Annotated in this window: 20 protein-coding genes and 2 pseudogenes; 18 read left to right on the forward strand and 4 right to left on the reverse strand. The window is 70.2% G+C overall.

Features of this window, described 5'->3' with window-relative positions:
- The first annotated feature begins 305 nt into the window (after positions 1 to 305).
- From ACFZBT_RS15855 to ACFZBT_RS15870, 4 genes are all read left to right on the forward strand, one after another.
- On the forward strand, positions 306 to 3,197 hold the full coding sequence (locus ACFZBT_RS15855) for a BTAD domain-containing putative transcriptional regulator (protein WP_391103327.1): 2,892 nt from the start codon (positions 306 to 308) through the stop codon (positions 3,195 to 3,197).
- The gene (locus ACFZBT_RS15860) at positions 3,194 to 3,949 is read left to right on the forward strand and encodes a prepilin peptidase (RefSeq protein WP_391103330.1); all 756 of its coding nucleotides are present in this window, start codon (positions 3,194 to 3,196) and stop codon (positions 3,947 to 3,949) included. The genes ACFZBT_RS15855 and ACFZBT_RS15860 overlap by 4 nt, the downstream gene beginning before the upstream one ends.
- An 82-nt stretch (positions 3,950 to 4,031) precedes the next feature.
- Positions 4,032 to 5,231, forward strand: coding sequence for a cyclic dehypoxanthinyl futalosine synthase (gene mqnC, locus ACFZBT_RS15865; RefSeq protein ID WP_391103333.1), 1,200 nt, complete (start codon positions 4,032 to 4,034; stop codon positions 5,229 to 5,231).
- A 17-nt stretch (positions 5,232 to 5,248) separates the two neighbouring features.
- Positions 5,249 to 5,695, forward strand: a complete 447-nt coding sequence (locus ACFZBT_RS15870; RefSeq protein WP_391103335.1) for a hypothetical protein — start codon at positions 5,249 to 5,251, stop codon at positions 5,693 to 5,695.
- A gap of 22 nt (positions 5,696 to 5,717) precedes the next feature.
- Here ACFZBT_RS15870 and ACFZBT_RS15875 read toward each other — a convergent pair whose 3' ends face one another.
- Positions 5,718 to 6,770 carry a chitinase gene (locus tag ACFZBT_RS15875; protein ID WP_391103337.1) on the reverse strand — a complete coding sequence of 351 codons (1,053 nt, stop codon included), beginning with the start codon at positions 6,768 to 6,770 and terminating at the stop codon, positions 5,718 to 5,720.
- Between the two features lie 394 nt (positions 6,771 to 7,164).
- Here ACFZBT_RS15875 and ACFZBT_RS15880 point away from each other — a divergent pair.
- Both ACFZBT_RS15880 and ACFZBT_RS15885 read left to right on the forward strand, forming a co-directional pair.
- Positions 7,165 to 7,942, forward strand: a pseudogene (locus ACFZBT_RS15880) (acyltransferase family protein).
- Positions 7,943 to 7,986: 44 nt separating this feature from the next.
- Positions 7,987 to 8,682, forward strand: a complete 696-nt coding sequence (locus ACFZBT_RS15885; protein WP_329052735.1) for a demethylmenaquinone methyltransferase — start codon at positions 7,987 to 7,989, stop codon at positions 8,680 to 8,682.
- Between the two features lie 13 nt (positions 8,683 to 8,695).
- Here ACFZBT_RS15885 and ACFZBT_RS15890 read toward each other — a convergent pair whose 3' ends face one another.
- Positions 8,696 to 9,007, reverse strand: a complete 312-nt coding sequence (locus ACFZBT_RS15890) for a PASTA domain-containing protein (RefSeq protein ID WP_391103340.1) — start codon at positions 9,005 to 9,007, stop codon at positions 8,696 to 8,698.
- A 239-nt stretch (positions 9,008 to 9,246) separates the two neighbouring features.
- Between ACFZBT_RS15890 and ACFZBT_RS15895 the strand changes: the two genes are divergently transcribed.
- Positions 9,247 to 10,542, forward strand: a complete 1,296-nt coding sequence (locus tag ACFZBT_RS15895) for a geranylgeranyl reductase family protein (RefSeq protein WP_391103343.1) — start codon at positions 9,247 to 9,249, stop codon at positions 10,540 to 10,542.
- A gap of 25 nt (positions 10,543 to 10,567) precedes the next feature.
- Here the strand turns inward: ACFZBT_RS15895 and def are convergent.
- Together def and ACFZBT_RS15905 are read right to left on the reverse strand one after the other, a co-directional pair.
- Positions 10,568 to 11,224, reverse strand: a pseudogene (gene def, locus ACFZBT_RS15900) (peptide deformylase).
- Positions 11,225 to 11,442: 218 nt separating this feature from the next.
- Complete coding sequence (locus ACFZBT_RS15905; RefSeq protein ID WP_391103345.1) at positions 11,443 to 12,282, reverse strand: NlpC/P60 family protein; 840 nt, start codon at positions 12,280 to 12,282, stop codon at positions 11,443 to 11,445.
- A 725-nt stretch (positions 12,283 to 13,007) separates the two neighbouring features.
- On the opposite strand from ACFZBT_RS15905, the gene ACFZBT_RS15910 reads away from it, so the two are divergent.
- Genes ACFZBT_RS15910 through nuoK form a run of 11 tightly spaced genes read left to right on the forward strand, consistent with a single transcriptional unit; the run spans position 13,008 to position 23,894 of the window.
- The gene (locus tag ACFZBT_RS15910; protein WP_003974383.1) at positions 13,008 to 13,367 is read left to right on the forward strand and encodes an NADH-quinone oxidoreductase subunit A; all 360 of its coding nucleotides are present in this window, start codon (positions 13,008 to 13,010) and stop codon (positions 13,365 to 13,367) included.
- Between the two features lie 13 nt (positions 13,368 to 13,380).
- Positions 13,381 to 13,935, forward strand: a complete 555-nt coding sequence (locus ACFZBT_RS15915; protein WP_010041554.1) for an NADH-quinone oxidoreductase subunit B family protein — start codon at positions 13,381 to 13,383, stop codon at positions 13,933 to 13,935.
- Entirely contained in the window at positions 13,932 to 14,702 is a 771-nt protein-coding gene (locus tag ACFZBT_RS15920; protein WP_391103349.1) for an NADH-quinone oxidoreductase subunit C, read from the forward strand. Before ACFZBT_RS15915 ends, ACFZBT_RS15920 begins: the two co-directional genes overlap by 4 nt.
- Positions 14,699 to 16,021: an NADH-quinone oxidoreductase subunit D gene (locus ACFZBT_RS15925; RefSeq protein WP_391103352.1), complete on the forward strand. Its 1,323-nt coding sequence runs from the start codon at positions 14,699 to 14,701 to the stop codon at positions 16,019 to 16,021. The genes ACFZBT_RS15920 and ACFZBT_RS15925 overlap by 4 nt, the downstream gene beginning before the upstream one ends.
- Positions 16,018 to 16,878 (forward strand): NADH-quinone oxidoreductase subunit NuoE, encoded by an 861-nt coding sequence (gene nuoE, locus ACFZBT_RS15930; protein WP_391103355.1) that lies wholly within the window; start codon positions 16,018 to 16,020, stop codon positions 16,876 to 16,878. Before ACFZBT_RS15925 ends, nuoE begins: the two co-directional genes overlap by 4 nt.
- Positions 16,878 to 18,224 carry an NADH-quinone oxidoreductase subunit NuoF gene (nuoF, locus tag ACFZBT_RS15935; protein ID WP_391103357.1) on the forward strand — a complete coding sequence of 449 codons (1,347 nt, stop codon included), beginning with the start codon at positions 16,878 to 16,880 and terminating at the stop codon, positions 18,222 to 18,224. The genes nuoE and nuoF overlap by 1 nt, the downstream gene beginning before the upstream one ends.
- The gene (locus tag ACFZBT_RS15940; protein ID WP_391103359.1) at positions 18,221 to 20,725 is read left to right on the forward strand and encodes an NADH-quinone oxidoreductase subunit G; all 2,505 of its coding nucleotides are present in this window, start codon (positions 18,221 to 18,223) and stop codon (positions 20,723 to 20,725) included. The genes nuoF and ACFZBT_RS15940 overlap by 4 nt, the downstream gene beginning before the upstream one ends.
- Positions 20,722 to 22,101: an NADH-quinone oxidoreductase subunit NuoH gene (gene nuoH, locus ACFZBT_RS15945; RefSeq protein WP_391103361.1), complete on the forward strand. Its 1,380-nt coding sequence runs from the start codon at positions 20,722 to 20,724 to the stop codon at positions 22,099 to 22,101. The genes ACFZBT_RS15940 and nuoH overlap by 4 nt, the downstream gene beginning before the upstream one ends.
- A complete protein-coding gene (gene nuoI, locus ACFZBT_RS15950) occupies positions 22,094 to 22,759 on the forward strand; it encodes an NADH-quinone oxidoreductase subunit NuoI (RefSeq protein ID WP_391103363.1) in 666 nt (221 codons plus the stop codon). Before nuoH ends, nuoI begins: the two co-directional genes overlap by 8 nt.
- A complete protein-coding gene (locus ACFZBT_RS15955; RefSeq protein WP_391103365.1) occupies positions 22,756 to 23,598 on the forward strand; it encodes an NADH-quinone oxidoreductase subunit J in 843 nt (280 codons plus the stop codon). The genes nuoI and ACFZBT_RS15955 overlap by 4 nt, the downstream gene beginning before the upstream one ends.
- Positions 23,595 to 23,894: an NADH-quinone oxidoreductase subunit NuoK gene (gene nuoK / locus ACFZBT_RS15960; RefSeq protein ID WP_062928520.1), complete on the forward strand. Its 300-nt coding sequence runs from the start codon at positions 23,595 to 23,597 to the stop codon at positions 23,892 to 23,894. Before ACFZBT_RS15955 ends, nuoK begins: the two co-directional genes overlap by 4 nt.
- Positions 23,895 to 23,902 lie beyond the last annotated feature (8 nt).

Below are 23,902 nucleotides of genomic sequence, written 5' to 3' on the forward strand. Positions count from 1 at the left end.
GTCCCGATGATCCGGCCGCCCGTGCGAGTCCAACCCGCTACAGGGGCAAATCGGACGTCGGCAAGCTTCCTTCCCTCCGCCCTTCGACGACCTCCATACGAGTCCATAAGATCTCTGTAGGCTCAGCACACCCCTTACTTCACAGCTCTGCCTCACGGCACTCCACACACGACCCCAGGACACCCGCCATGCCGCGACGCCGCACCTCAAGCTCGTCAAGCTCGACGGGAAGTACGACGGGAGCAACGGGAACCACGGGAGCGACGGCCCCGACCGCGGCCCCGAGGAATCGGACGCCGCAGCCGGTGAGGATCCGGCGGCGGTCGTTCGGGGACTTCGTCAAGGCGTTCTTCGCCTTTGTCGCGCTGGCCGTTCTGCTCGTCGGTGTGCCGGGCGCGCTGGCCACGCAGATCGGGTGGCCGCTGCCGAACGGGGTGCCGAGCCTCGACTGGCTGCAGCAAGAGATCACCGTTCAGACGTTCCTGAACATCCTCACCGTCGTGGTGTGGCTGGCGTGGGCGCAGTTCACCGCCTGCGTGCTCGTGGAGATGAAGGCCGCGCTGTCCGGTGTCGGCGTGCCGGGACGCGTACCGGGCGCCGGGCCCAGTCAGTTGCTCGCGCGGCAGCTCGTCGCCGCGCTGCTGCTCGTCGGCGCCACGGCCGCCAGCTTCGCGCCCGGGCTGTCGCAGCTCGGGCAGACGTACGACGCCAACCAGAAGCCCACCGTGGCCGCCGCCCAGCAGACCCCGGGCGGTCTCTTCGCCCAGCAGCAGGAGCAGGCCGCCGGCACCGCGTCCGCCCTCGCCGAGCAGGCCTCGCACGCCGCCTCGCACGCGGAGGCCGGCGGCAGCACCGCCAAGCAGGGCGACACGAAGTACTACCGGATCCAGCCGCCCGAGGGGCGTCACCACGACTCCCTGTGGGAGATAGCGGACCGGCACCTCGGTGACGGGCGTCGCTACAAGGAGATCTTCGAGCTCAACAAGGACCGCGTCCAGCCGGACGGGTCCAAGCTCTCCGAGGCCAGCCTCATCCGGCCCGGCTGGATCATGGAGATGCCGGGCGACGCGCGCGGCGGCGATCTCGTCGAGATGCCCGACGAGGCTCCCAACGTGTCGCCCGATGTGCAGCAGCAGATCAGCGACTACGCCCAGAGCGGTGATCACGCCCAGGGCGGAGGGGGCGCCCAGGGCGGAAGCGACCAGGCGCAGGGCGGCGGCGCCACCCAGGTGTCCGTCCCCGAGCAGCAGCGGCCCTCCCACGACACCGGCCACCAGCAGGCCACCAGCGTCGACGCCGAGTCCGACGGCTCCTTCGGCCTCCCGGAGGCCCTGCTCGCCGCGCCCCTGCTCGCCGCCGGTCTCCTCGGCGCCCTGGGGCGGCGGCGCCGGCAGGCGTTGTGGCAGTCGGCGTTCGGGGCCGTCGGCGGGCGGCGCGGCATGGAGCCGCCCACGCCGAGCGGGGACGCCCAGGACGTCCAGGACGCGCTGCTCGTCGGCGCCGACCCCGAGGGCGTACGGCTGCTCGACCGGAGTCTGCGCGGGCTCGCCGCCTCCCTCGCCGAGGAGTCGCGCGCGCTGCCGGTCGTCTACGCGGCCTGGTTGAGCAACGGCGATCTGCACCTCCAGCTCGCCCAGCCCGCCGGGAAGCCGCCCGCCCCCTGGCAGCAGGGCCAGGACCAGACCTTCTGGATGCTGGCCAGGACCGACGCCGAGCGCTACGAGGACACCGACACGGCCGCGCCCTACCCCGGGCTCGTCAGCCTCGGCACCATGGACGACTCGCGGCTGCTGCTCAACCTGGAGGCGGTGCCCGGCATCGTCTCGCTGAGCGGCCGGGAGGCCGACCGGGCCGCCGTCTTCGCGTCCGTCGCCGCCGAGTTGGCGACCAACGGGTGGTCCGACCGCATGACCATCACGCTCGTCGGCTTCGGCGAGGACCTGACGCCGCTCGCCCCGAACCGGATCCGGCACCTCGAGGACATCGAGGCGCTCGTCGAGACCATGGAGGCCGAGACGCGGCAGCGGCGGGGGGCGTTGGGTGCCGCCGGGCACGACTCCGTGCTCACCGGCCGCACCGGGCCCGCCCAGCACACCCGCTGGGCCCCGCACCTCGTCCTGCTCGCCGCCCAGCCGTCCGCCGAGGACTCCGTCAAGCTCGCCGAACTCGCCGCCGACGCCGGGCGCCTCGGCATCGGCTACCTCGTCGGCACCGAGACCGGCGATCTGCCGGGCGCCGCCTGGGAGATGGAGATCACCGGCCAGGGCAAGCTGCTCGCGCCGCTCCTCGGGCTCGAACTCGACGCGCAGCTGCTGCCCGCCGCCCAACAGCGCGCCGTGGTGGAGCTGTTCACCGACGCCGACCCCGAGCGCGAGACGAACGGGCCCGTCACCACCCCGCCGTTCCTCGTCGACATCAGCGAGCACGGGCGGCCGGCCGTCTACGCCCGTCTCGTGGGGCCGTACGAGATCATCGGGCTGGACACCCCGGACGGGGAGCGCAGCGCGCTGCTGCACGAGGCGCTCGCCCTGCTGCTCCTGCACCGCGAGGGCGTGCACCCGCGCGTGCTGGCCTCCGCGCTGTGGCCGCGCGGCGTCACCGACGACGTACGGAACGCGCTCCTGGACCGGCTGCGGGTGTGGCTCGGCGCCGACCCGGACGGCACGCCCCGACTCGGCCGGGACGAGACGGGGCGGCTCACGCTCGCCAAGTCCGTCGTCTCCGACCTGGACGTGCTGCGGTCCCTGTACCACGAGGCCACGCAGGGCAAGGGCGTCGACAGCCGGGCCGTGCGCGGGCGGCTGCTCACCGACGCGCTCGTGCTGGTGCGCGGGCCGCTGCTCGCCGACCGGCCCGAGGGCCGCTACCGGTGGCTCACCCACGAGATCGTCGACGCGCAGCTGCCCCTGCTGGTCGCGGACACCGGGCTCGCGCTGTGCGAGTTCCACATGGAGAAGAACCGCGCGGAGAAGGCCATCGAGGCCCTGAACGCGGCGCTGCGTACGGCTCCGTCCGACGAGCGGCTGTGGCACGAGCTGCTGCGGGCCACCCACGCCACGGGCGACACGTCCCAGCTCACCGCGCTCGCCACCGACCTCATCGGCCGCAGCGGGGCACGCGGCCTGCCGCCGCGCACCGAGGCGCTGCTCGACGAGCTGCTGCCGACGTGGCGCGACGCGATCGCCGCGGTGGGATGAACACCGGGCTGCTGATCATCGCCGCCGCGCTCTGGGGCGCGGCGGCGGGGTCGTTCCTGCCGCGCGCGGCTTTTCGCTTCTCGGCCCCGGCGGGCGAGCCGTGGCGGGACAGCTGCCCGGGCGGGCACGCCCTCAAAGGGTGGCTCGGCCGGGCGGCGTGCCCCGAGTGCACGGGCACCGGGTACGGGCCGCGCACGACCCGCACCGGGTACGGGCCGCGTACGACCCCCCTGACGATCGCCACCGCCCTCGTCTGCGCCGCCCTCGCCGCCGCCACCGGCACCCGCCCCGAGCTCGGCGTCTGGCTGCTGCTCGCCCCCGTCGGGGTCCTGCTGACGGCCGTCGACTTCCGGGTGCGGAGGCTGCCCGACCCGCTCACGCTCCCGTTCGCCGGGGCCGCGCTCGCCCTGCTCGGCCTCACCGCGCTGGTGCCCGAGCACGCGGGGGAGTGGACGACCGCCCTGCTCGGCTCGCTCGCGCTGGGCGGCGGCTACTTCGTGCTGTTCCTCATCAACCCCGCCGGGATGGGCTTCGGCGACGTCAAGCTCGCCCTGGGCACGGGGGCGGTCCTCGGCTGGTACGGCTGGCCCACCGTGATGCTCGGCACCTTCGCCGGGTTCCTGCTGGGCGCACTGTACGGCGGTGCCCTCGTCGTCGCACGCCGAGCCGACCGCAAGACGGCGATCGCGTTCGGGCCGTTCCTGATCACCGGCGCCCTGCTGGGGCTGCTCGTGGGTGCGTACACGGCCTGACCTCGTGGGCGCCCGCCTGCTCTCACAACCCCTGGCGTACGCTGGGCTGGTCCGTCCACAACCCTTACGAAAGGGACGCCCGGTGACCGAGAAGGCCGACCTTCAGCCCATCCTCGACCGCGCAGCCGCCGGTGGGCGGATCACCCCGGACGAGGCGCTCGCGCTGTACCGCGACGCCCCGCTGCACGCGCTGGGCGCCGCCGCCGACGCCGTACGCCGCCGCCGGTACGCGGGGACCGAGCACATCGCGACGTACATCATCGAGCGCAACATCAACTACACGAACGTGTGCGTCACCGCGTGCAAGTTCTGCGCGTTCTACGCCCCGCCGAAGGCCAAGGACAAGGGCTGGACGCGCGACCTCGACGACATCCTGCGCCGGTGCGCGGAGACCGTCGAGCTGGGCGGCACGCAGATCATGTTCCAGGGCGGCCACCACCCGGACTACGGCGTCGAGTACTACGAGAAGCACTTCGCCGCCATCAAGCAGGCCTTCCCGCAGCTGGTCATCCACAGCCTGGGGGCGTCCGAGGTCGAGCACATGGCCAGGATCTCGAAGGTGTCGGTCGAGGAAGCCATCCAGCGCATCCACGCCGCCGGGCTCGACTCCTTCGCCGGTGCCGGTGCCGAGCTGCTGCCCGAGCGGCCCCGCAAGGCCATCGCCCCGCTGAAGGAGTCCGGCGAGCGCTGGCTGGAGATCATGGAGATCGCGCACAACCTGGGCGTGGAATCCACCTCCACCATGCTGATGGGCACCGGCGAGACCAACGCCGAGCGCATCGAGCACCTGCGGATGATCAGGGACGTCCAGGACCGCACGGGCGGCTTCCGCGCCTTCATCCCGTACACCTACCAGCCGGAGAACAACCACCTGAAGGGCCGCACGCAGGCGACGCTCTTCGAGTACCTGCGGATGATCGCGATCGCGCGGCTGTTCATGGACAACATCGCCCACATCCAGGGCTCCTGGCTGACCACGGGCAAGGAGGTCGGCCAGCTCTCCCTGCACTACGGAGCCGACGACCTCGGCTCGATCATGCTGGAGGAGAACGTGGTGTCGTCGGCCGGGGCGAAGCACCGCTCCAACCGGATGGAGATCATCGACCTGATCCGCAAGGCCGGGCGGGTGCCGGCCCAGCGGGCGACCACGTACGAGCACCTCGTCGTGCACGACGACCCGGCGAACGACCCCGCCGACGACCGCGTGGTCTCGCACTTCTCGTCCACGGCCATCGAGGGCGGTACGGCTCACCCCGAGCTCAAGCTGCTCGCCCCCAACTAGGCTGCGGCGGGGAAGCGTTGGAGACGATTCACACAGCGGACGCCGTCCGCGTCACCTGGGACTCCGATGCCGTCAAGAACGGCGCCGTGGTCGTCGGGCGGGACCGGATCGGTGCCGTCGGAAAGCTCGACGACGTGCGCGAGGCGTTCCCGAAGGCCCGGGTGCGCAGCTGGCCCGGGACCCTCGGCCCCGCCCGCGTCCACGAGGGCCCGCTCCCGGACGCCCCGAGCCCGCGCGAACGCGTCCACGCGGTGCTGAAGCTGGGTGCCGTGGCGGTCCTGGAGGAGTACGTCGACTCGGCGGAACTCCGGGCCGCCGCCGAGCGCAACGACGTCGTCGTCCTGCCGAGTTCGCGCCGGCCCGCCCTCGTGCCGACCGGCCGCGCCGACCTCGCCGTCTTCGACGAGGCGGGGGAGTGCGTCGCGACGGTGTGCGCGGGGCGGCTGGTGCACCGGCGGCGCTGAGCCGACGCTTTTCGACGCCCCGTCAGCCCGAGAACTCCTCCGCGAACGCCCCCGAACTCTGCTTCACCCCACTGCAGTCGGTCGCCGCCTTCTCGGCCTTCGCCCCGTCCGCGCACTGCCGGTCCCGGGCCGCCGACCACATCGACACCCACCCGATGCCCTTGTCCTCGGCGAAGGAACGGACCTCGGTGGCGTCGGCGAGCGTGAAGGTCTCGCCGGCGACGTCGTTGACACCGATCATCGAGGTGAGCGCCATGCCCCGCCAGGCCGCCGCGTCCGACGTGCCGAAGACCTTCTTCAACTGGGTGTGCGAGGCCTTCGCGGCCGCGAGGGCGTATTCGCCCATGTCGCCGTCGAACGACGATCCGTAGTTCATCGTCATCAGATTGACCGTGGCGACCTGTACGCCGTTGTCGTTGGCGGAGGCGAGGAGGGCCAGGCTGTCCTTGCCCAGTCCTGAGGGCATGACCGGCAGCGTGAAGGAGACCTCCAGGTCGTCGCGCTCCTGCTGCAACTGGGCGATCGCCTTCGAACGCAGGGCGATGGAAGCCGAGTCGGCCAGTTCGTCGCCCTCGATGTCGAAGTCGGCCCGGGTGGCACCGGCCGCGTCGAGGGCCTTGCCGTACGCCGCCGCCAGCTCCGAGGCGGTGTCGCAGGCCGCCGCGAGTTCCTTGCCGGAGGCGCCGCCGAACGAGACCCGGACCTGGGCGCCATCCTCCTTGAGCCCCGCGATACGGGACTTCACCGCCGCGTCGCCGAGGTCGTCCGTGCCGTTCCAACGCGGGGTGCAGCCGCTGCCGCCGGCCAGCACGAAGGCCAGGTTGTATGTCGTGGGGGAGCCCGCGGAGTCGGTGGTGGCGGCGTCGGTGGCGCTGACGTAGGGGGCGTACGAGGTCGAACCCGAGGCGCCGGACTCGGACTCGGTGCCGGACCCGGCGGAGGGCGACGACGTACCGGGCGCGGCTGATTTCGAGGGTGCCGGGCGGGCCGCCTCGCCCTGCTCGGAGCAGGCTGTGCCGGCCAGGGCGAGCAGACAGCCCAGTCCGACCGCCGCCCGCTTCCGGTGACTCCTCATAGCGCACGCTCCCGTTTCTCGTGAGGTCAGAAAGGTCCAAACCCCCAGTACGTTTCCCGGCAGCAAACGTCTCACGATGATGGGCGCTGAAAACGAGTTCCGCAGGAGTTCCCGACGACTCTCAGAGAAAGGACAGATTCGGTCGTTTCTCATGGGTCTCTTACATCAAAACCCAAGTTTAGGGCACATAAAGCCCGCCCAATGTCCGGGGAATGCATTCCGAGCCTGCCATCGAAAGCCGCGTCACCCGCGGTCGCCGCCGCAAACGCGGCAACGAGTTCGCCGAAGGGCCCGTGTTCGTTGACAACTCCGGACGCCGGGCCCGGCTGCTGCGCCGGATCGGTCTCCTGCTGGGGGTCTTCCGCCTCGGGTACGCGACCGTGCTCGGCGCGGCCTGCCCGAGACCGGCTCCCGCCCGGCGCGGGACCGCTACTTCGACACTTTGCGCGCGGTCGCCCTGGTCCGAGTCGTCGCGTACCACACCTTCGGCTGGGCCTGGGCGGGCTGGTCTTCCCCTCCATGGGCGTCACGTTCGCCCTGGCCGGCACTCTCATGGCGAGGTCGCTCCAGCGCCCCGCGCTCACGGTGATCAGGAGCCGCGTCCGCAGACTGCTGCCGCCCTTCTGGTTCTGGGGCGTGTTCGTGGCGGGCGCGATGCTGGTGCACGGCTGGATGCCGGGGTGGCAGATCGTGTACTGGGTGGTGCCGCTCGGCGACCCGCCGGGCAGCGCCTGGGGCGAGCAGGCCTGGGAGACCCTCTGGTACCTGCGGACGTATCTGTGGTTCGTCCTCCTCTCCCCGCTCCTGCTGCGGGTCTTCCGGCTCGCTCCGGTCCCCGTGCTGCTGCTGTCCCTGGTGCCGGTCCTGGCCCTCCAGTTCGTGTGGCAGCCGCCGGACGACCGGCTCGGCGCCGCGCTGTGGGACCTGGCGACGTTCCTGTTCCGCCGGCTCCTCGGCTTCGCGCACCACGACGGCGTCCTGGCCCGGCTGAGGCCCGCCGCGCTGCTCCCATCGACCGCTTCTGGGACGTGCCCGCTTTCGAGGCGTACCTGCCGCTGGACAGCCAGTGGTTCATGTTCGGTGTCGGCTGGGTGCTGATCGCGGTGTTCGTGCTGCTGTGCGGGTGGGTGGAGGACGTGGCAGCGCGGAAGAAGCCCAGGCTCCTGCCGTGAGGACCCTTCGAGGACCCATGAGGGCGTACTGCAAGAATGGGCGCGTGACCCGCGCATCCCTGGACAAGCAGCCGCACGAAGTCGCCTCGATGTTCGACGACGTGGCGGAACGGTACGACCTGACCAACGACGTGCTGTCCCTCGGCCAGGACCGGCGCTGGCGCAAGGAGGTCGCCAAGGCGGTCGACGCGCGCCCCGCGCAGAAGGTCCTCGACCTGGCGGCGGGCACGGGCACCTCCTCGCTGCCCTTCGCGCAGACCGGTGCCTACGTCGTCCCGTGCGACTTCTCCCAGGGCATGCTCCAGGTCGGCAAGCAGCGCCGGCCCTGGCTGCCCTACACCGCCGGTGACGCCACACGGCTCCCCTTCAAGGACGGCACCTTCGACGCCGTCACCATCTCCTTCGGGCTGCGCAACGTGCAGGACACGGACGCGGCCCTGCGGGAGATGCAGCGCGTGACCCGGCCCGGCGGGCGGATCGTGATCTGCGAGTTCTCGCACCCGACGTGGGCGCCGTTCCGCACGGTCTACACCGAGTACCTGATGCGCGCCCTGCCGCCGGTCGCCCGGGCCGTGTCCTCCAATCCCGACGCCTACGTCTACCTCGCCGAGTCCATCCGCGCCTGGCCCGACCAGCCCGCGCTGGCCGAGCGGCTGGGCAAGGCCGGCTGGTCGCGGGTGGCCTGGCGCAACCTGAGCGGCGGGATCGTGGCCCTGCACCGGGGCTTCAAGGAGAGCTGACCCTGCGGGGAGTTCACGGGGAGCTGAGGACCATGGACGGGTCGCCCGGCTCGTCCAGCTCCCGTTGGAGTCCGCCCCTGGGCGGTCTCGGGATCCGCGGCTCGTGCACGCCTCCGCCGCCCTCGCCGGGGCCGAAGTCGAACCAGACGTAGACCATCGAGTCCCGCGGCACCTCGGCCTCGGGCTGCGGGTACTGGCGTACGACGTAGTCGACGACGGAGAGATGGAAGTCGGGCCGGTCCGGCGCGTTGAGGAACAGGCCCCGCGCCCGGGCCGTCTCGCGCGCGTCCACGGCCATCAGGCCGATCAGACGCGGTACGCGCACTTCGGGTGCTTTGCGGGATATCTGCACAGATGTCACCCCCAGCGGTACAGGAAGGGTAACTCCGGCCTCACGTCGCCCGGAAGCGACGGGTGTCTTTCTGTGACAGCCGACTACGCTCCGTCAGCAGGGGCTCGGTTCCCGTAGGCAGCCCTTCAGCCGGGTGATCAACACCGCTGCATAGACTGCCCATGTCCTGTGCCGGCCGGCACACAGATTCCGAAGCTTGGGGAGATCCCGCCGTGACCGTCGTGACCGAGCCCCTCTCCGAGAACACCGCCGATGTGATCGTCGTGGGCGCGGGGCCGGCCGGCTCCACGACCGCCTACCACCTCGCCAAAGCGGGACTCGACGTCCTCCTGCTGGAGAAGACCGCGTTCCCGCGCGAGAAGGTCTGCGGCGACGGCCTCACCCCGCGCGCCGTCAAACAGCTCGTGGCGATGGGCATCGACATCTCGGAGGAGGCGGGCTGGCTGCGCAACAAGGGCCTGCGGATCATCGGCGGCGGAGTGCGGCTCCAGCTCGACTGGCCGGATCTCGCCTCCTTCCCCGACTACGGCCTCGTCCGCAAGCGCGACGACTTCGACGACCAGCTCGCCCGGCAGGCCCAGAAGGCCGGCGCCCGGCTGTTCGAGCGCTGCAATGTGGGCGCGCCGATCGTGGACGACCGCACGGGCCGGATCACCGGCGTGCACGCCAAGCTCGGAGAGGACAAGCGCGAGGTCACCTTCCACGCGCCGCTCGTCGTCGCCGCCGACGGCAACTCCACCCGCCTCTCCCTCGCGATGGGCCTGCACCGCCGCGAGGACCGCCCGATGGGCGTGGCCGTACGGACGTACTTCGAGAGCCCCCGGCACGAGGACGACTACCTGGAGTCCTGGCTGGAGCTCTGGGACCGCCGCGGTCCCGGGGAGGACCGGCTCCTGCCCGGCTACGGCTGGATCTTCGGCATGGGCGACGGCACCTCCAACGTCGGCCTGGGCGTGCTCAACACCTCCGACTCCTTCAAGGAGCTGGACTGGCGCGAGGTCCTGAAGGCCTGGTGCGCGTCCATGCCCGAGGACTGGGGCTACACCCCCGACAACATGACCGGCCCGATCCGCGGCGCCGCCCTGCCCATGGCCTTCAACCGCCAGCCGCACTACACCAAGGGCCTGCTGCTCGTCGGCGACGCCGGCGGCCTGGTGAACCCCTTCAACGGCGAGGGCATCGCCTACGCCATGGAGTCCGGCCAGATCGCCGCCGACGTCATCGTCCAGGCCCACGCCCGCTCCACCCCGGCCCGGCGCGAACTGGCGCTCCAGCGCTACCCGCGGGTCCTCAAGGACACCTACGGCGGCTACTACACGCTCGGCCGCGCCTTCGTGAAGCTCATCGGCAACCCGAAGGTCATGCAGATCGCCACGCAGCGCGGTCTCACGCACCCGATGCTGATGAAGTTCACGCTGAAGCTCCTCGCCAACCTCACGGACCCGACCGGCGGCGACGCGATGGACCGCATCATCAACGGGCTGAGCAAGGTGGCCCCGAAGGCCTGATCACGCGCGCGGCGCTCTGCCTGAATCAGGCACTCAGCGCCTCGACGTTGGCGGCCCGGCGCGCGAGCACCTCGTCCCGCCGGTCCGCCACCTGCCGCAGCGCGTCCTTCCGCTCCCGCTTGGAGAGCCGGTCCGGACAGAGCTGCCCGGCGCAGTGGTCGGCTTCATGGGCGAGGCAGCGGGCGAAGTACCCCGTGCCCTCGATGACGACCGGCTCGCCGTCCTTGTCGAACCCGCGCACGACGGCCCGGTCCGGCCGCGGTACGTCCATCGTGGCGCCCGGCACCGACAGGCACCCCTCGTCCTCGTCGAGCAGCCTCCGGTGGGCGGCGTCGAGCGGCTCCAGGACCGGGTTGACGATGTGCCCGACGTGCCGCACCCCGTCGTCGTCCGGGCAGTCCTACACGAACAGCCGCAGGTCGACGCCGACCTGGTTCGCCGCGAGTCCGGCTCCGGCCGCGATGTACATGGTCAGGAACATGTCGTCGATGAGGGCGGCGAGGTCGGGGCCGGACTCGGTGACCTCCCGGCACGGTTTGCGCAGGACCTCCTCGCCGACCTCGATGATCCGCCGGACCCTGCGCTGCCGGGCCTCGGGCGCGAGCCGCGGGTAGGAGCCAGCAGAACCCCCGTGCGCGTCCCAGGAGGAGTCCGGCCACCCCGGACCGAGGAGTCCGGCCATTCCTCCGCCGGCGGAGGAATGGCCGGAGCGGCCAGAGGGCTGTCTGAGCACTGCGCCGCGGCTCGTCCCACTCCCGGGCACGCCGCGCCCCCGAAAGGCCGGGAGACGGCCCGTGAGGGCGGCAGGAGGGGGTGCGGACACACCGCGGGAGGGGTGCGGACACGCCGGGAGGGCCGCTGCCATCAGTGGCAGCGGCCCTCAAACCCGTGTGCGTGACGTCAGAGGACGCGTACCGCGCCCGACGCCGGGTAACCCGACAGGTCCTGGATGACGACGCCCTTGGACGGGTTGGCCGCGTCCAGGTACTGGCCGTCTCCGATGTAGACACCCACGTGGTACGCGGAGCCCTTGCCACCCCAGTAGAGGATGTCGCCGACCTGGACGCTGGACAGCGGCACGTCCGTGCCGGCCATCGACTGGTCCTGCGAGACGCGCGGCAGGTCCACACCAACCTGCTTGTACGCGGCCTGTACCAGGGAGGAGCAGTCCCAGGCGCTGGGACCGGTGGCGCCCATGACGTAGGCGTCGCCCACCTGTGCCTTGAGGAAGGCGACGACGGTCGCGACGCTGCCGCTGGAGGGCGCCGACACCGACGTGGACGTGGAGGCCGACGCGGAGGCGGAGAGGGTGGCGCGCTCGGCGCTGCGCGTGGCGCGCTCGGCGGCGGCCTTGCGGGCTTCCTCGGCGGCCTTCTTCTTGGCCTCAGCCTTCTTCTTCGCCTCGGCGAGGTCCTTCTTGGCCTCCGTGGCGGCCTTGGCGGCGGCGGCGTCACGCTCGGCGCGCAGCTCGTAGTTCGCGGCCGCCTGCTGGGTGGCGGCCGCGGACTGGGCGACCTGGGTGGCCATGTCGGCCGTCAGGGTGGGCAGTTCGATGGTCTGCGTCACCGGCTCGGCGGCGGACGCCGAGGCCGACGCACCCGCCGCTGCCATGCTGAGGATGCCACCGGTGACTCCGGCACGCACGGCGATCGACGAGGTCGCACTGCGGCGGGGTTTCCGGTGGCTGCGTATGTGAGCGGTGTGGGACATGGGAACAACCGGTACCAGGGGCTCCTTCATATCTTCAAGAAACGTGTGCTGCGCCACAGTTGTTCAATCGGGCCCTCAAAACCCCCTTCCGAGGCCCTTTATTGACGCCGTAACGGACATTGCGGGCGCACCGTGATCGGCCTGTGATCACGGTCTTTGATCAATACGCCCGAATTGCCCCGCACCTACCACCGGTTGGTTTGATTGGCCAAGCCCCGTTCTCATGGATCTCTCATCAGTGTGACGGAGGTCACGGAACGATCGTCCCGGTAGTCGCGTCGCGCGCTGTAGATCACGACCCGGTCACGGCCTCGCGAAGATCGTGAACGGATGCACGCGTCCACACCTCGCCCCCCGAGCCCCCTGACGTGTGAACGCGCCACTATCAAGAGATCGAGTCCATCGCCAATTTGCATGCAAGAGAACTCTCTTGATATTGAGACGCCCCCCTCCGACCTGCGCTGACGAGCCAAAATGTCACCTCTCGTGATCACTCGGACGCTTCGCGTGTGAAGATCACCGCTCATCCGACTTCATGATCGATCGTCAGGTGGTGGAGATCACAAAGGTTGAGTAATACCCCGTGTCGCAGATCACAGAGCGACAGGCATAAGATGCACGCGGTTGGGCTTGTGACCTGCTTCACATGTTCCCGATCTTCGCCGGGGCGGGCGGGGTTCGCGGGACGGACGGGGCGGAAGTGAGCCCGATGCAAACCGCCAGCAGTCAGTGCCGACTGAGAGGAGCGAGGAGCGGTGAACGCGTATGCGCCCATCCTCGTACTGGGAGCCCTCGGGGCAGGCTTTGCGATCTTCTCCGTGGTCATGGCCACGTTGATCGGGCCGAAGCGGTACAACCGGGCCAAGCTCGAGGCCTACGAGTGCGGTATCGAGCCGACCCCCACGCCGGCCGGCGGCGGGCGCTTCCCCATCAAGTACTACCTGACGGCGATGCTCTTCATCATTTTCGATATCGAGATCGTCTTCCTCTACCCCTGGGCCGTCACCTTCGACGCCCTGGGGATCTTCGGGCTCGTGGAGATGCTGCTCTTCGTGCTCACCGTCTTCGTCGCGTACGCGTACGTATGGCGGCGCGGCGGCCTGGAATGGGACTGAGGGGCCACACGTCATGGGACTCGAAGAAAAGCTGCCGAGCGGCTTCCTGCTGACCACCGTCGAGCAGGCCGCCGGCTGGGTGCGCAAGTCGTCCGTCTTTCCTGCCACGTTCGGCCTCGCCTGCTGTGCCATCGAGATGATGACCACCGGTGCCGGCCGCTACGACCTGGCGCGCTTCGGCATGGAGGTCTTCCGGGGCTCGCCCCGGCAGGCGGACCTGATGATCGTCGCCGGCCGGGTCAGCCAGAAGATGGCGCCGGTGCTCAGGCAGGTCTACGACCAGATGCCGAACCCCAAGTGGGTGATCTCCATGGGGGTCTGCGCCTCCTCGGGCGGCATGTTCAACAACTACGCCATCGTCCAGGGCGTCGACCACATCGTGCCGGTCGACATCTACCTCCCCGGCTGCCCGCCACGGCCGGAGATGCTGATGGACGCCATCCTCAAGCTCCACCAGAAGATCCAGACCTCCAAGCTCGGCGTGAACGCCGAGGAGGCGGCCCGCGAGGCGGAGGAGGCGGCGCTCAAGGCCCTGCCCACGATCGAGATGAAGGGGCTGCTGCGATGAGCGACGCGAACGGCGCCAACGGGGCGAAGGGCCCGAACGGCACGGGCGGCGTCAACCCCGAGAAGGACCTGTCGGCCTCCAACCTCCCCGGTCAGCGCGGCCAGGGCGGCGAGGAGATCCGCGTCCAGCGCGGCATGTTCGGCGCCGACAACGGCGGCGACACCTCCGGCTACGGCGGCCTGGTCCGCTCGGTCCGGCTCCCGGGCCCGGCGAACCGCCCCTACGGCGGCTGGTTCGACGAGGTCGCCGACGAACTGGAGGGAGCCCTGGAGGAACAGGACCTGCTCCCCGAGAACGTCATCGAGAAGACGGTCGTCGACCGCGACGAGCTGACCTTCCACATCGAGCGCGAGCACCTGGTCCGCGTCGCCCGCACCCTGCGCGACGACCCGGCCCTGCGCTTCGAGCTGTGCACAGGCGTCAGCGGCGTCCACTACCCGAACGACAAGGGCCGCGAGCTGCACGCCGTCTACCACCTGCGCTCGATCACCCACAACCGGCTGATCCGCCTGGAGGTCAGCGCCCCCGACAGCGACCCGCACATCCCGTCGCTGTTCTCCGTCTATCCGACGAACGACTGGCACGAGCGCGAGACCTACGACTTCTTCGGCATCGTCTTCGACGGCCACCCGGCCCTGACGCGGATCATGATGCCGGACGACTGGCAGGGCTTCCCGCAGCGCAAGGACTACCCCCTCGGCGGCATCCCCGTCGAGTACAAGGGCGCCCAGATCCCGGCTCCGGACCAGCGGAGGTCGTACTCATGAGCACTTCGCACGCCTCCCCTCGCGAGACCACCGAGGGCACCGTCTACACCGTCACCGGCGGCGACTGGGACGAGGTCGTCGAGTCGGCGGCCCGCGCCGACGACGAGCGCATCGTCGTCAACATGGGCCCGCAGCACCCGTCCACTCACGGCGTGCTCCGCCTGATCCTGGAGATCGAGGGCGAGACCGTCACCGAGGCCCGCTGCGGCATCGGCTATCTGCACACCGGCATCGAGAAGAACCTCGAGTACCGGACGTGGACGCAGGGCACGACGTTCGTGACGCGCATGGACTACCTGACGCCGTTCTTCAACGAGACGGCGTACTGCCTCGGCGTCGAGAAGCTCCTCGGCATCGAGGACCAGATCCCGGACCGGGCCTCGATCATCCGGGTGCTCCTGATGGAGCTGAACCGGCTGTCCTCGCACCTGGTGTGCATCGCCACCGGCGGCATGGAACTCGGCGCCACCACGGTCATGATCTACGGATTCCGTGATCGTGAACTCATTCTCGATATCTACGAGCTGATCACCGGCCTGCGGATGAACCACGCGTACATCCGCCCCGGCGGACTCGCCCAGGACCTGCCGCCCGGCGCGGTGGACCACATCCGCGAGTTCGTGAAGAAGATGAAGAAGAACCTCCCGGAGTACGACAAGCTCGCCACCGGGAACCCCATCTTCAAGGCCCGTATGCAGGACGTCGGCTATCTGGACCTGGCCGGCTGCATGGCCCTCGGCGCGACGGGCCCGATCCTGCGCTCCACCGGCCTGCCGCACGACCTGCGCAAGACGCAGCCGTACTGCGGCTACGAGACGTACGACTTCGACGTCCCGACCGCCGACACCTGCGACTCCTACGGCCGCTTCCTCATCCGGCTCGAGGAGATGCGCCAGTCGCTCAGGATCGTCGAGCAGTGCCTGGACCGGCTCCAGCCCGGCCCGGTCATGGTCGCCGACAAGAAGATCGCCTGGCCCGCCCAGCTCGCCCTCGGGCCCGACGGTCTCGGCAACTCCCTCGACCACATCAAGAAGATCATGGGCACCTCCATGGAGGCCCTGATCCACCACTTCAAGCTGGTCACCGAGGGCTTCCGCGTCCCGCCGGGACAGGCGTACGCGGCGGTCGAGTCGCCCAAGGGCGAACTCGGGGTGCACGTCGTGTCCGACGGCGGCACCCGCCCCTACCGGGTCCACTTCCGCGACCCGTCCTTCACCAACCTGCAGGCCATGGCGGCGATGTGCGAGGGCGGCCAGGTCGCCGACGTCATCGTCGCCGTCGCGTCCATCGACCCCGTGATGGGAGGCGTCGACCGGTGACCACCTCATCTTCCGAGCGGGGCGTCAGCCTGGGCATGCCCGAACTGCCCGCGCCCGCCTACCCGGACGACGTCCGGGCCCGTCTGGAGACGGACGCGCGCGAGGTCATCGCCCGCTACCCGGACTCCAGGTCCGCCCTCCTGCCGCTGCTGCACCTCGTGCAGTCGGAGGAGGGACACGTCACGCGCACGGGAATGCGGTTCTGCGCGGACATGCTCGGCCTGACCACGGCCGAGGTCACCGCGGTCGCCACCTTCTACTCCATGTACCGGCGCCGGCCCAGCGGTGACTACCAGGTCGGGGTGTGCACCAACACCCTGTGCGCGGTCATGGGCGGGGACGCGATCTTCGAGGAGCTCCAGGAGCACCTCGGCGTCGGCAACGGCGAGACCACCGAAGACGGCAAGGTCACGCTGGAGCACATCGAGTGCAACGCGGCCTGCGACTTCGCTCCCGTCGTGATGGTCAACTGGGAGTTCTTCGACAACCAGACCCCGGGCAGCGCCAAGCGCCTCGTCGACGACCTGCGCGCGGGACGGGCGGTCACGCCCACCCGCGGGGCCCCGATGTGCACCTTCAAGGAGACCGCCCGGGTCCTGGCCGGATTCCCCGACGAGCGGGACGGAGCCGTCGAGTCCGGAGGAAGCGCGGGCCCCGCCTCCCTCATCGGCCTGAAGCTCGCCAAGGGAGAGAGCGCTCCCGCGCGCGTGGTGCACCCGCGCGGTGAGGCGGCCCGGACCGCGACACCTCACGACCCGTCACCGACGGAGCACTTGAGCTCGCACGACGCGCCGCAGGACACGTCGGCCTCCGACCCGGCCCACCCGGCCGGGCCCACCGCCGAGGAGGGGGAGTGATGACCTTGGCACCCGAGCTGAAAGACATGAGCCCCGAGAAGCTGCTCGCACCGGTGCTGTCGGCCTTCTGGGACGAGGACAAGTCCTGGACGCTGGACGTGTACCGAAGGCACGACGGCTACGAGGGGCTGCGCAAGGCGCTCGCCATGTCGCCGGACGACGTGATCGCGTACGTCAAGGAGTCCGGTCTGCGCGGGCGCGGCGGCGCGGGATTCCCCACCGGGATGAAGTGGCAGTTCATTCCCCAGGGGGACGGAAAGCCGCACTATCTGGTTGTCAACGCCGACGAGTCGGAGCCCGGGACGTGCAAGGACATCCCGCTCCTCTTCGCGAACCCGCACAGCCTCATCGAGGGCATGATCATCGCGTGTTACGCCATCAGGTCTTCGCATGCCTTCATCTATCTGCGTGGTGAAGTCGTCCCAGTGCTGCGGCGGTTGCACTCCGCCGTACGCGAGGCGTACGAGGCGGGCTTCCTCGGCGAGAACATCCAGGGCAGCGGACTCGACCTCGACATCACCGTGCACGCGGGCGCGGGCGCGTACATCTGCGGTGAGGAGACCGCACTGCTCGACTCGCTCGAAGGCCGCCGGGGTCAACCGCGGCTTCGTCCCCCCTTCCCTGCTATCGCGGGCCTCTACGCGTGCCCGACTGTGGTGAATAACGTCGAGTCGATCGCGTCGGTTCCCGCGATCATGCAGCGGGGCAAGGAATGGTTCCGGTCGATGGGGAGTGAGAAGTCGCCAGGCTTCACGCTCTACTCCCTCTCCGGCCATGTCGCCGGCCCCGGTCAGTACGAGGCGCCGCTCGGGATCACGCTCCGCCAGCTCCTCGACATGAGCGGCGGCATGCGCCCCGGGCACCGCCTCAAGTTCTGGACGCCGGGGGGCTCCTCGACCCCGATGTTCACCGACGAGCACCTCGACGTCCCTCTTGATTACGAAGGAGTGGGCGCCGCGGGTTCCATGCTCGGCACAAAAGCTCTCCAGTGCTTCGACGAGACGACCTGCGTGGTCCGTGCCGTCACACGCTGGACCGAGTTCTACGCCCACGAGTCCTGCGGCAAGTGCACGCCCTGCCGCGAAGGCACCTACTGGCTCGTGCAGTTGCTGCGCGACATCGAGGCCGGCAAGGGACGGATGTCCGACCTCGACAAGCTGAACGACATCGCCGACAACATCAACGGCAAGTCCTTCTGCGCCCTCGGCGACGGCGCCGCCTCGCCGATCTTCTCCTCGCTCAAGTACTTCCGCGAGGAGTACGAGCAGCACATCACGGGCCGGGGCTGCCCCTTCGACCCGGCGAAGTCGACGGCCTGGGCCGACCGCACGGAGGTGAACGCATGACCGTGACCACCAGCTCTCCCTCCGGCGGGGGAGAGGCGGCGGTCCCGCCGGAGGACCTCGTGTCGCTGACGATCGACGGCGCCGAGATCAGCGTGCCCAAGGGCACCCTGGTCATCCGGGCCGCCGAACAGCTCGGCATCGAGATCCCCCGGTTCTGCGACCACCCGCTCCTCGACCCGGCCGGCGCCTGCCGCCAGTGCATCGTCGAGGTCGAGGGCCAGCGCAAGCCCATGGCGTCCTGCACCATCACCTGCACCGACGGGATGGTGGTGAAGACCCACCTCACCTCGCCGGTCGCGGAGAAGGCACAGAAGGGTGTGATGGAGCTCCTGCTCATCAACCACCCGCTGGACTGCCCGGTCTGCGACAAGGGCGGCGAGTGCCCGCTGCAGAACCAGGCCATGTCGCACGGCGACGCCGACTCCCGCTTCGAGGGCCGCAAGCGCACGTACGAGAAGCCCGTGCCGATCTCCACGCAAGTGCTGCTCGACCGTGAGCGCTGCGTGCTGTGCGCCCGCTGCACCCGGTTCTCCAACCAGATCGCGGGCGACCCGATGATCGAACTGGTCGAGCGGGGCGCACTGCAGCAGGTCGGCACCGGCGAGGGCGACCCCTTCGAGTCGTACTTCTCCGGCAACACCATCCAGATCTGCCCGGTCGGCGCGCTGACCTCGGCGGCGTACCGATTCCGCTCCCGCCCCTTCGACCTGGTCTCCTCACCGTCGGTGTGCGAGCACTGCTCCGGCGGCTGCGCCACACGCACCGACCACCGGCGCGGCAAGGTCATGCGGCGCCTCGCGGCGAACGACCCCGAGGTCAACGAGGAGTGGATCTGCGACAAGGGGCGGTTCGGGTTCCGGTACGCGCAGCAGCGGGACCGGCTCGACACGCCTCTGGTGCGCAACGCCGAGGGCGAGCTGGAACCGGCCTCCTGGCCGGAGGCGCTCCAGATCGCGGCCCAGGGGCTGCTGGCCTCCCGGGGCCGCACCGGTGTCCTCACCGGCGGCCGGCTCACCATCGAGGACGCCTACGCGTACAGCAAGTTCGCGCGCGTGGCGCTCGACACCAACGACATCGACTTCCGCACGCGCGTGCACAGCGCCGAGGAGGCCGACTTCCTCGCCGCCCAGGTCGCAGGCCGCGGCCGGGACCTCGACGGTACGGGCGTCACGTACACCGCGCTGGAGAACGCGCCCGCCGTCCTGCTGGTCGGATTCGAGGCGGAGGAGGAGGCGCCCGGCGTCTTCCTGCGGCTGCGCAAGGCCTGGCGCGGGCACGGGCAGAAGGTCTTCTCGCTGGCCACGCACGCCACCCGCGGTCTGGAGAAGGCCGGTGGCACGCTGCTGCCGGCGGCTCCCGGCACCGAGACCGAGTGGCTGGACGCGCTCGGCAGCGGCGTCGGCCTGGAGGACGAGGGCGCGACGGCCTCCGAGGCGCTGCGCGCCGAGGGCGCCGTGATCGTCGTCGGCGAGCGGCTGGCCGCGGTGGCCGGCGGACTCACCGCCGCCGTACGCACCGCCACCGCCACCGGCGCCCGGCTGGTGTGGATCCCGCGCCGGGCCGGGGAACGCGGCGCGATCGAGGCGGGCGCGCTGCCGTCGCTGCTGCCGGGCGGACGCCCGGCCACCGACCCACGCGCGCGCGACGAGGTCGCCGGCGTCTGGGGCGTGGCCGGCCTCCCGCACCGCTACGGCCGTGACACCGGCCAGATCATCGAGGCCGCCGCGACCGGCGAGCTGCAGGCCCTGCTGGTGGCGGGCGTCGAGATCGCCGACCTGCCCGACCCGGCACGCGCGCGTGAGGCGCTCGACGAGGTCGGCTTCCTGGTCTCCCTCGAACTGCGGCCCAGCGAGATCAGCCGCGAGGCCGATGTCGTGCTGCCCGTCGGCGCGGTCGCCGAGAAGGCCGGCACCTTCCTCAACTGGGAAGGCCGGGTCCGCTTCTTCGAGGCCGCGCTCAAGCCCGACCAGATGACCCGCCGCCTGGCGCCCACCGACGCGCGCGTGCTGCAGATGCTCGCCGACGCCATGGACGTCCACCTCGGACTGCCGGATCTGCGCACCGTGCGCGCGGAGATCGACCGGCTCGGCGCCTGGGACGGCCCGCGGGCCGGCGAACCCCTGGAGACCGCGGCCGCGCTGCCCCGCCCGGCGGTCGGCGAGGCCGTCCTCGCCGGGCACCGGCTGCTGCTCGACCAGGGCCTCCTCCAGCAGGGCGACGAGGCACTCGCCGGAACCCGGCACGCCGCACGCGCGCGTGTGTCGGCCGCGACGGCCGCCGAGGCGGGCGTCAAGAACGGCGACCTCCTCGCCGTGAGCGGCCCTCAGGGCGCCGTGGAACTCCCGCTCCAGATCACTGAGATGCCCGACCGGGTGGTGTGGCTGCCGCTGAACTCCAGTGGTGGCGGCGTCGCCTCCGACACCGGGGCGCGGCCCGGCTCCCTCGTCCGCATCGGCCCGGCGACCCTCGCCGGCGAGGCCCCCAAGGAGGTGGAGGCATGAGCCCGTACCTCCTCGCCGCTGAAGACCTCTCGATGTTCGGCCGCGACCCGTGGTGGCTGGTCGTCATCAAAGCGGTGTTCTGCTTCGCCTTCCTCATGGTGACCGTGCTGATCTCCATCGTGATGGAGCGCAAGGTCGTCGCCTGGATGCAACTGCGCATCGGCCCCAACCGGCACGGCCCCTGGGGCATGCTCCAGTCGCTCGCCGACGGCATCAAGCTCATGCTCAAGGAGGATGTCGTCGTCAAGCGCGCGGACAAGGCGGTCTACGTCCTCGCGCCGATCATCGCGGCCATCCCCGCCTTCATGGCGATCGCGGTGATCCCCTTCGGCCCGGCCGGCAACGAGATCTCGATCTTCGGCCAGCGCACCACGATGCAGCTCACCGACCTGCCGATCGCGATGCTCTACATCCTCGCGGTCGCCTCGGTCGGCATCTACGGCATCGTGCTGGCGGGCTGGAGCTCCGGCTCGACGTACCCGCTGCTGGGAGGCCTGCGCTCCTGCGCGCAGATGATCTCCTACGAGATCGCGATGGGCGCCGCCTTCGCCTCCGTGTTCCTCTACTCGGGGTCGATGTCGACGTCGGCGATCGTCGAGCAGCAGGCCGACCGCTGGTACATCCTGCTGCTGCCGCTCTCCTTCATCCTCTACATCGTCACGATGGTCGGCGAGACCAACCGCGCCCCCTTCGACATGCCGGAATCCGAGGGCGACCTGGTCGGCGGCTTCAACACCGAGTACTCGTCGATCAAGTTCGCGATGTTCATGCTCGCCGAGTACGTCAACATGGTGACCGTCTCGGCCGTCGCCGCCACGCTGTTCCTCGGCGGCTGGCGGGCCCCGTGGCCGATCAGCACCTTCTGGGAGGGCGCGAACCACGGCTGGTGGCCGATGCTCTGGTTCACCGTCAAGGTCCAGCTGCTGCTGTTCATGTTCATCTGGATCCGCGGCACGCTCCCGCGCGTCCGCTACGACCAGCTGATGAAGCTCGGCTGGAAGGTCCTCATCCCGGTCTCGCTGGTGTGGCTGATGCTCGTCGCCACGGTGCGCGCCCTGCGCAACGAGAACTACGACTTCGCCGACATCGTGCTCTACGTCGGCGGCGGCGTGCTGGCCCTGCTGGTGCTCTCCTTCGTCGTCGACATGTTCCGCGAGAAGTCCAAGCAGGCCGAGCGACCGGCCGAGGCCCCGGCGGCCTTCGACCCGATGGCGGGCGGATTCCCCGTGCCGCCGCTGCCCGGACAGGAGCTCCCGCCGGCTCCCAGGCGCCGCTCGCGCCGTGAACGGGAGCTGATTGTCAGTGGTGGGCCCGATACTCAGAGTGACGAATCTCTGGGTGGATCTACGGATGGAAAGGAGGCGTCCGATGGCTGAGGTACCCGAGCGTTCGAAGGCTGAGGAACCGAAGGACACCAAGCCCGGTTTCCAGAACCCCGTGGCCGGCTTCGGCGTGACCTTCAAGGCCATGTTCAAGAAGCGGCTGACCGAGCAGTACCCGGAGCAGCAGAAGACCACGGCTCCGCGCTTCCACGGACGGCACCAGCTCAACCGCCATCCGGACGGCCTGGAGAAGTGCGTCGGCTGTGAACTGTGCGCGTGGGCCTGCCCCGCCGACGCCATCTATGTGGAGGGCGCGGACAACACCGACGAGGAGCGCTACTCGCCGGGCGAGCGGTACGGCCGCGTCTACCAGATCAACTACGCCCGCTGCATCCTGTGCGGTCTGTGCATCGAGGCGTGCCCCACGCGCGCGCTGACGATGACGAACGAGTTCGAGCTGGCCGACTCCAGCCGGGCCAACCTCATCTACACCAAGGAGCAGTTGCTCGCCGGTCTCGAGGACGGCATGGTCGACTCGCCCCACGCCATCTACCCGGGGACGGACGAACAGGACTACTACCGGGGCCTGGTGACCGAGGCCGCGCCCGGCACCGAGCAGCAGGTCGCCCACTCCAAGGGCGAGGTGGTGCAGGAGTCCGACTCCACCTTCGGCGGGACCGAGCCGGCGTCGGAGAAGGTGATCGGCCGATGACCGCCCAGCTCGCCGCCTACTCCACCTCCACCGGAGAGGCCGTCCAGTTCTGGATCCTCGGCACGATCGCGGTGATCGGCGCCCTGGGCACCATCCTCATGAAGAGGGCCGTGCACAGCGCCCTCTGCCTCGCCGGAACCATGATCATCCTGGCGGTGTTCTACCTCGCCAACGGCGCCTACTTCCTGGGCGTCGTACAGATCATCGTGTACACCGGCGCGATCATGATGCTGTTCCTGTTCGTGGTGATGCTCGTCGGCGTGACCGCGGCGGACTCCCTGAAGGAGACCATCAAGGGCCAGCGCTGGCTGGCCCTGCTGTGCGGTCTCGGCTTCGGCATCCTGCTGATCGGCGGCATCGGCAACGCCTCGCTCACGGAGTTCAACGGCATCGGCCAGGCGAACGCCGGGGGCAATGTGGAGGGCATCGCCGCCCTCATCTTCACCAAGTACGTCTTCGCGTTCGAGATCACCGGCGCCCTGCTCATCACGGCCGCCGTCGGCGCCATGGTGCTCACCCACCGCGAGCGCACGGAACGCGCCAAGACGCAGCGGGAGCTCGCCGAGCAGCGCGTGCGCGAGGGCAAGCAGCTGCCGCCGCTGCCCGCGCCCGGTGTCTACGCCCGGCACAACGCGGTCGACATCGCGGGCCTGCTCCCCGACGGCACACCCTCCGAGCTCACCGTCAGCAAGACACTGCGCGAGCGCGGCCAGATCCGCGACGTGTCGCAGCAGGCGCTCAACGACCTGAAGGCCCTGGAGCAGCGGGCCGAGGATCGTCTGGAGCGCAAGGCGGTCGGGCCGGCGAAGTTCAAGCGGTCCGAGGAGGCGTCGAAGTGAACCCCGTCAACTACCTCTATCTCGCGGCCCTGTTGTTCACGATCGGCGCCACCGGCGTGCTGATCAGGCGCAACGCGATCGTCGTGTTCATGTGCGTCGAGCTCATGCTCAACGCCTGCAACCTCGCGTTCGTCGCCTTCTCCCGGATGCACGGCAACCTCGACGGCCAGATCATCGCGTTCTTCACGATGGTCGTCGCCGCCGCCGAGGTCGTGGTCGGGCTCGCGATCATCGTGTCCCTGTTCCGTGCCCGTCACTCGGCCTCGGTCGACGACGCCAGCCTGATGAAGCTGTAAGGGGTCGG

Source organism: Streptomyces sp. NPDC008137, from assembly GCF_042957035.1.
In the GTDB taxonomy this organism is placed as follows: domain Bacteria; phylum Actinomycetota; class Actinomycetes; order Streptomycetales; family Streptomycetaceae; genus Streptomyces.

Bases quoted from the DNA above. Each gene is read 5' to 3' on its own strand.
- ACFZBT_RS15860 (WP_391103330.1), top strand. From the start codon at position 3,194: ATGAACACCGGGCTGCTGATCATCGCCGCCGCGCTCTGGGGCGCGGCG.
- ACFZBT_RS15875 (WP_391103337.1), bottom strand. From the start codon at position 6,770: ATGAGGAGTCACCGGAAGCGGGCGGCGGTCGGACTGGGCTGTCTGCTC.
- ACFZBT_RS15905 (WP_391103345.1), bottom strand. From the start codon at position 12,282: ATGAAGGAGCCCCTGGTACCGGTTGTTCCCATGTCCCACACCGCTCAC.
- ACFZBT_RS15915 (WP_010041554.1), top strand. From the start codon at position 13,381: ATGGGACTCGAAGAAAAGCTGCCGAGCGGCTTCCTGCTGACCACCGTC.
- ACFZBT_RS15920 (WP_391103349.1), top strand. From the start codon at position 13,932: ATGAGCGACGCGAACGGCGCCAACGGGGCGAAGGGCCCGAACGGCACG.
- ACFZBT_RS15925 (WP_391103352.1), top strand. From the start codon at position 14,699: ATGAGCACTTCGCACGCCTCCCCTCGCGAGACCACCGAGGGCACCGTC.
- nuoF (WP_391103357.1), top strand. From the start codon at position 16,878: ATGACCTTGGCACCCGAGCTGAAAGACATGAGCCCCGAGAAGCTGCTC.
- ACFZBT_RS15940 (WP_391103359.1), top strand. From the start codon at position 18,221: ATGACCGTGACCACCAGCTCTCCCTCCGGCGGGGGAGAGGCGGCGGTC.
- nuoH (WP_391103361.1), top strand. From the start codon at position 20,722: ATGAGCCCGTACCTCCTCGCCGCTGAAGACCTCTCGATGTTCGGCCGC.
- nuoI (WP_391103363.1), top strand. From the start codon at position 22,094: ATGGCTGAGGTACCCGAGCGTTCGAAGGCTGAGGAACCGAAGGACACC.
- ACFZBT_RS15955 (WP_391103365.1), top strand. From the start codon at position 22,756: ATGACCGCCCAGCTCGCCGCCTACTCCACCTCCACCGGAGAGGCCGTC.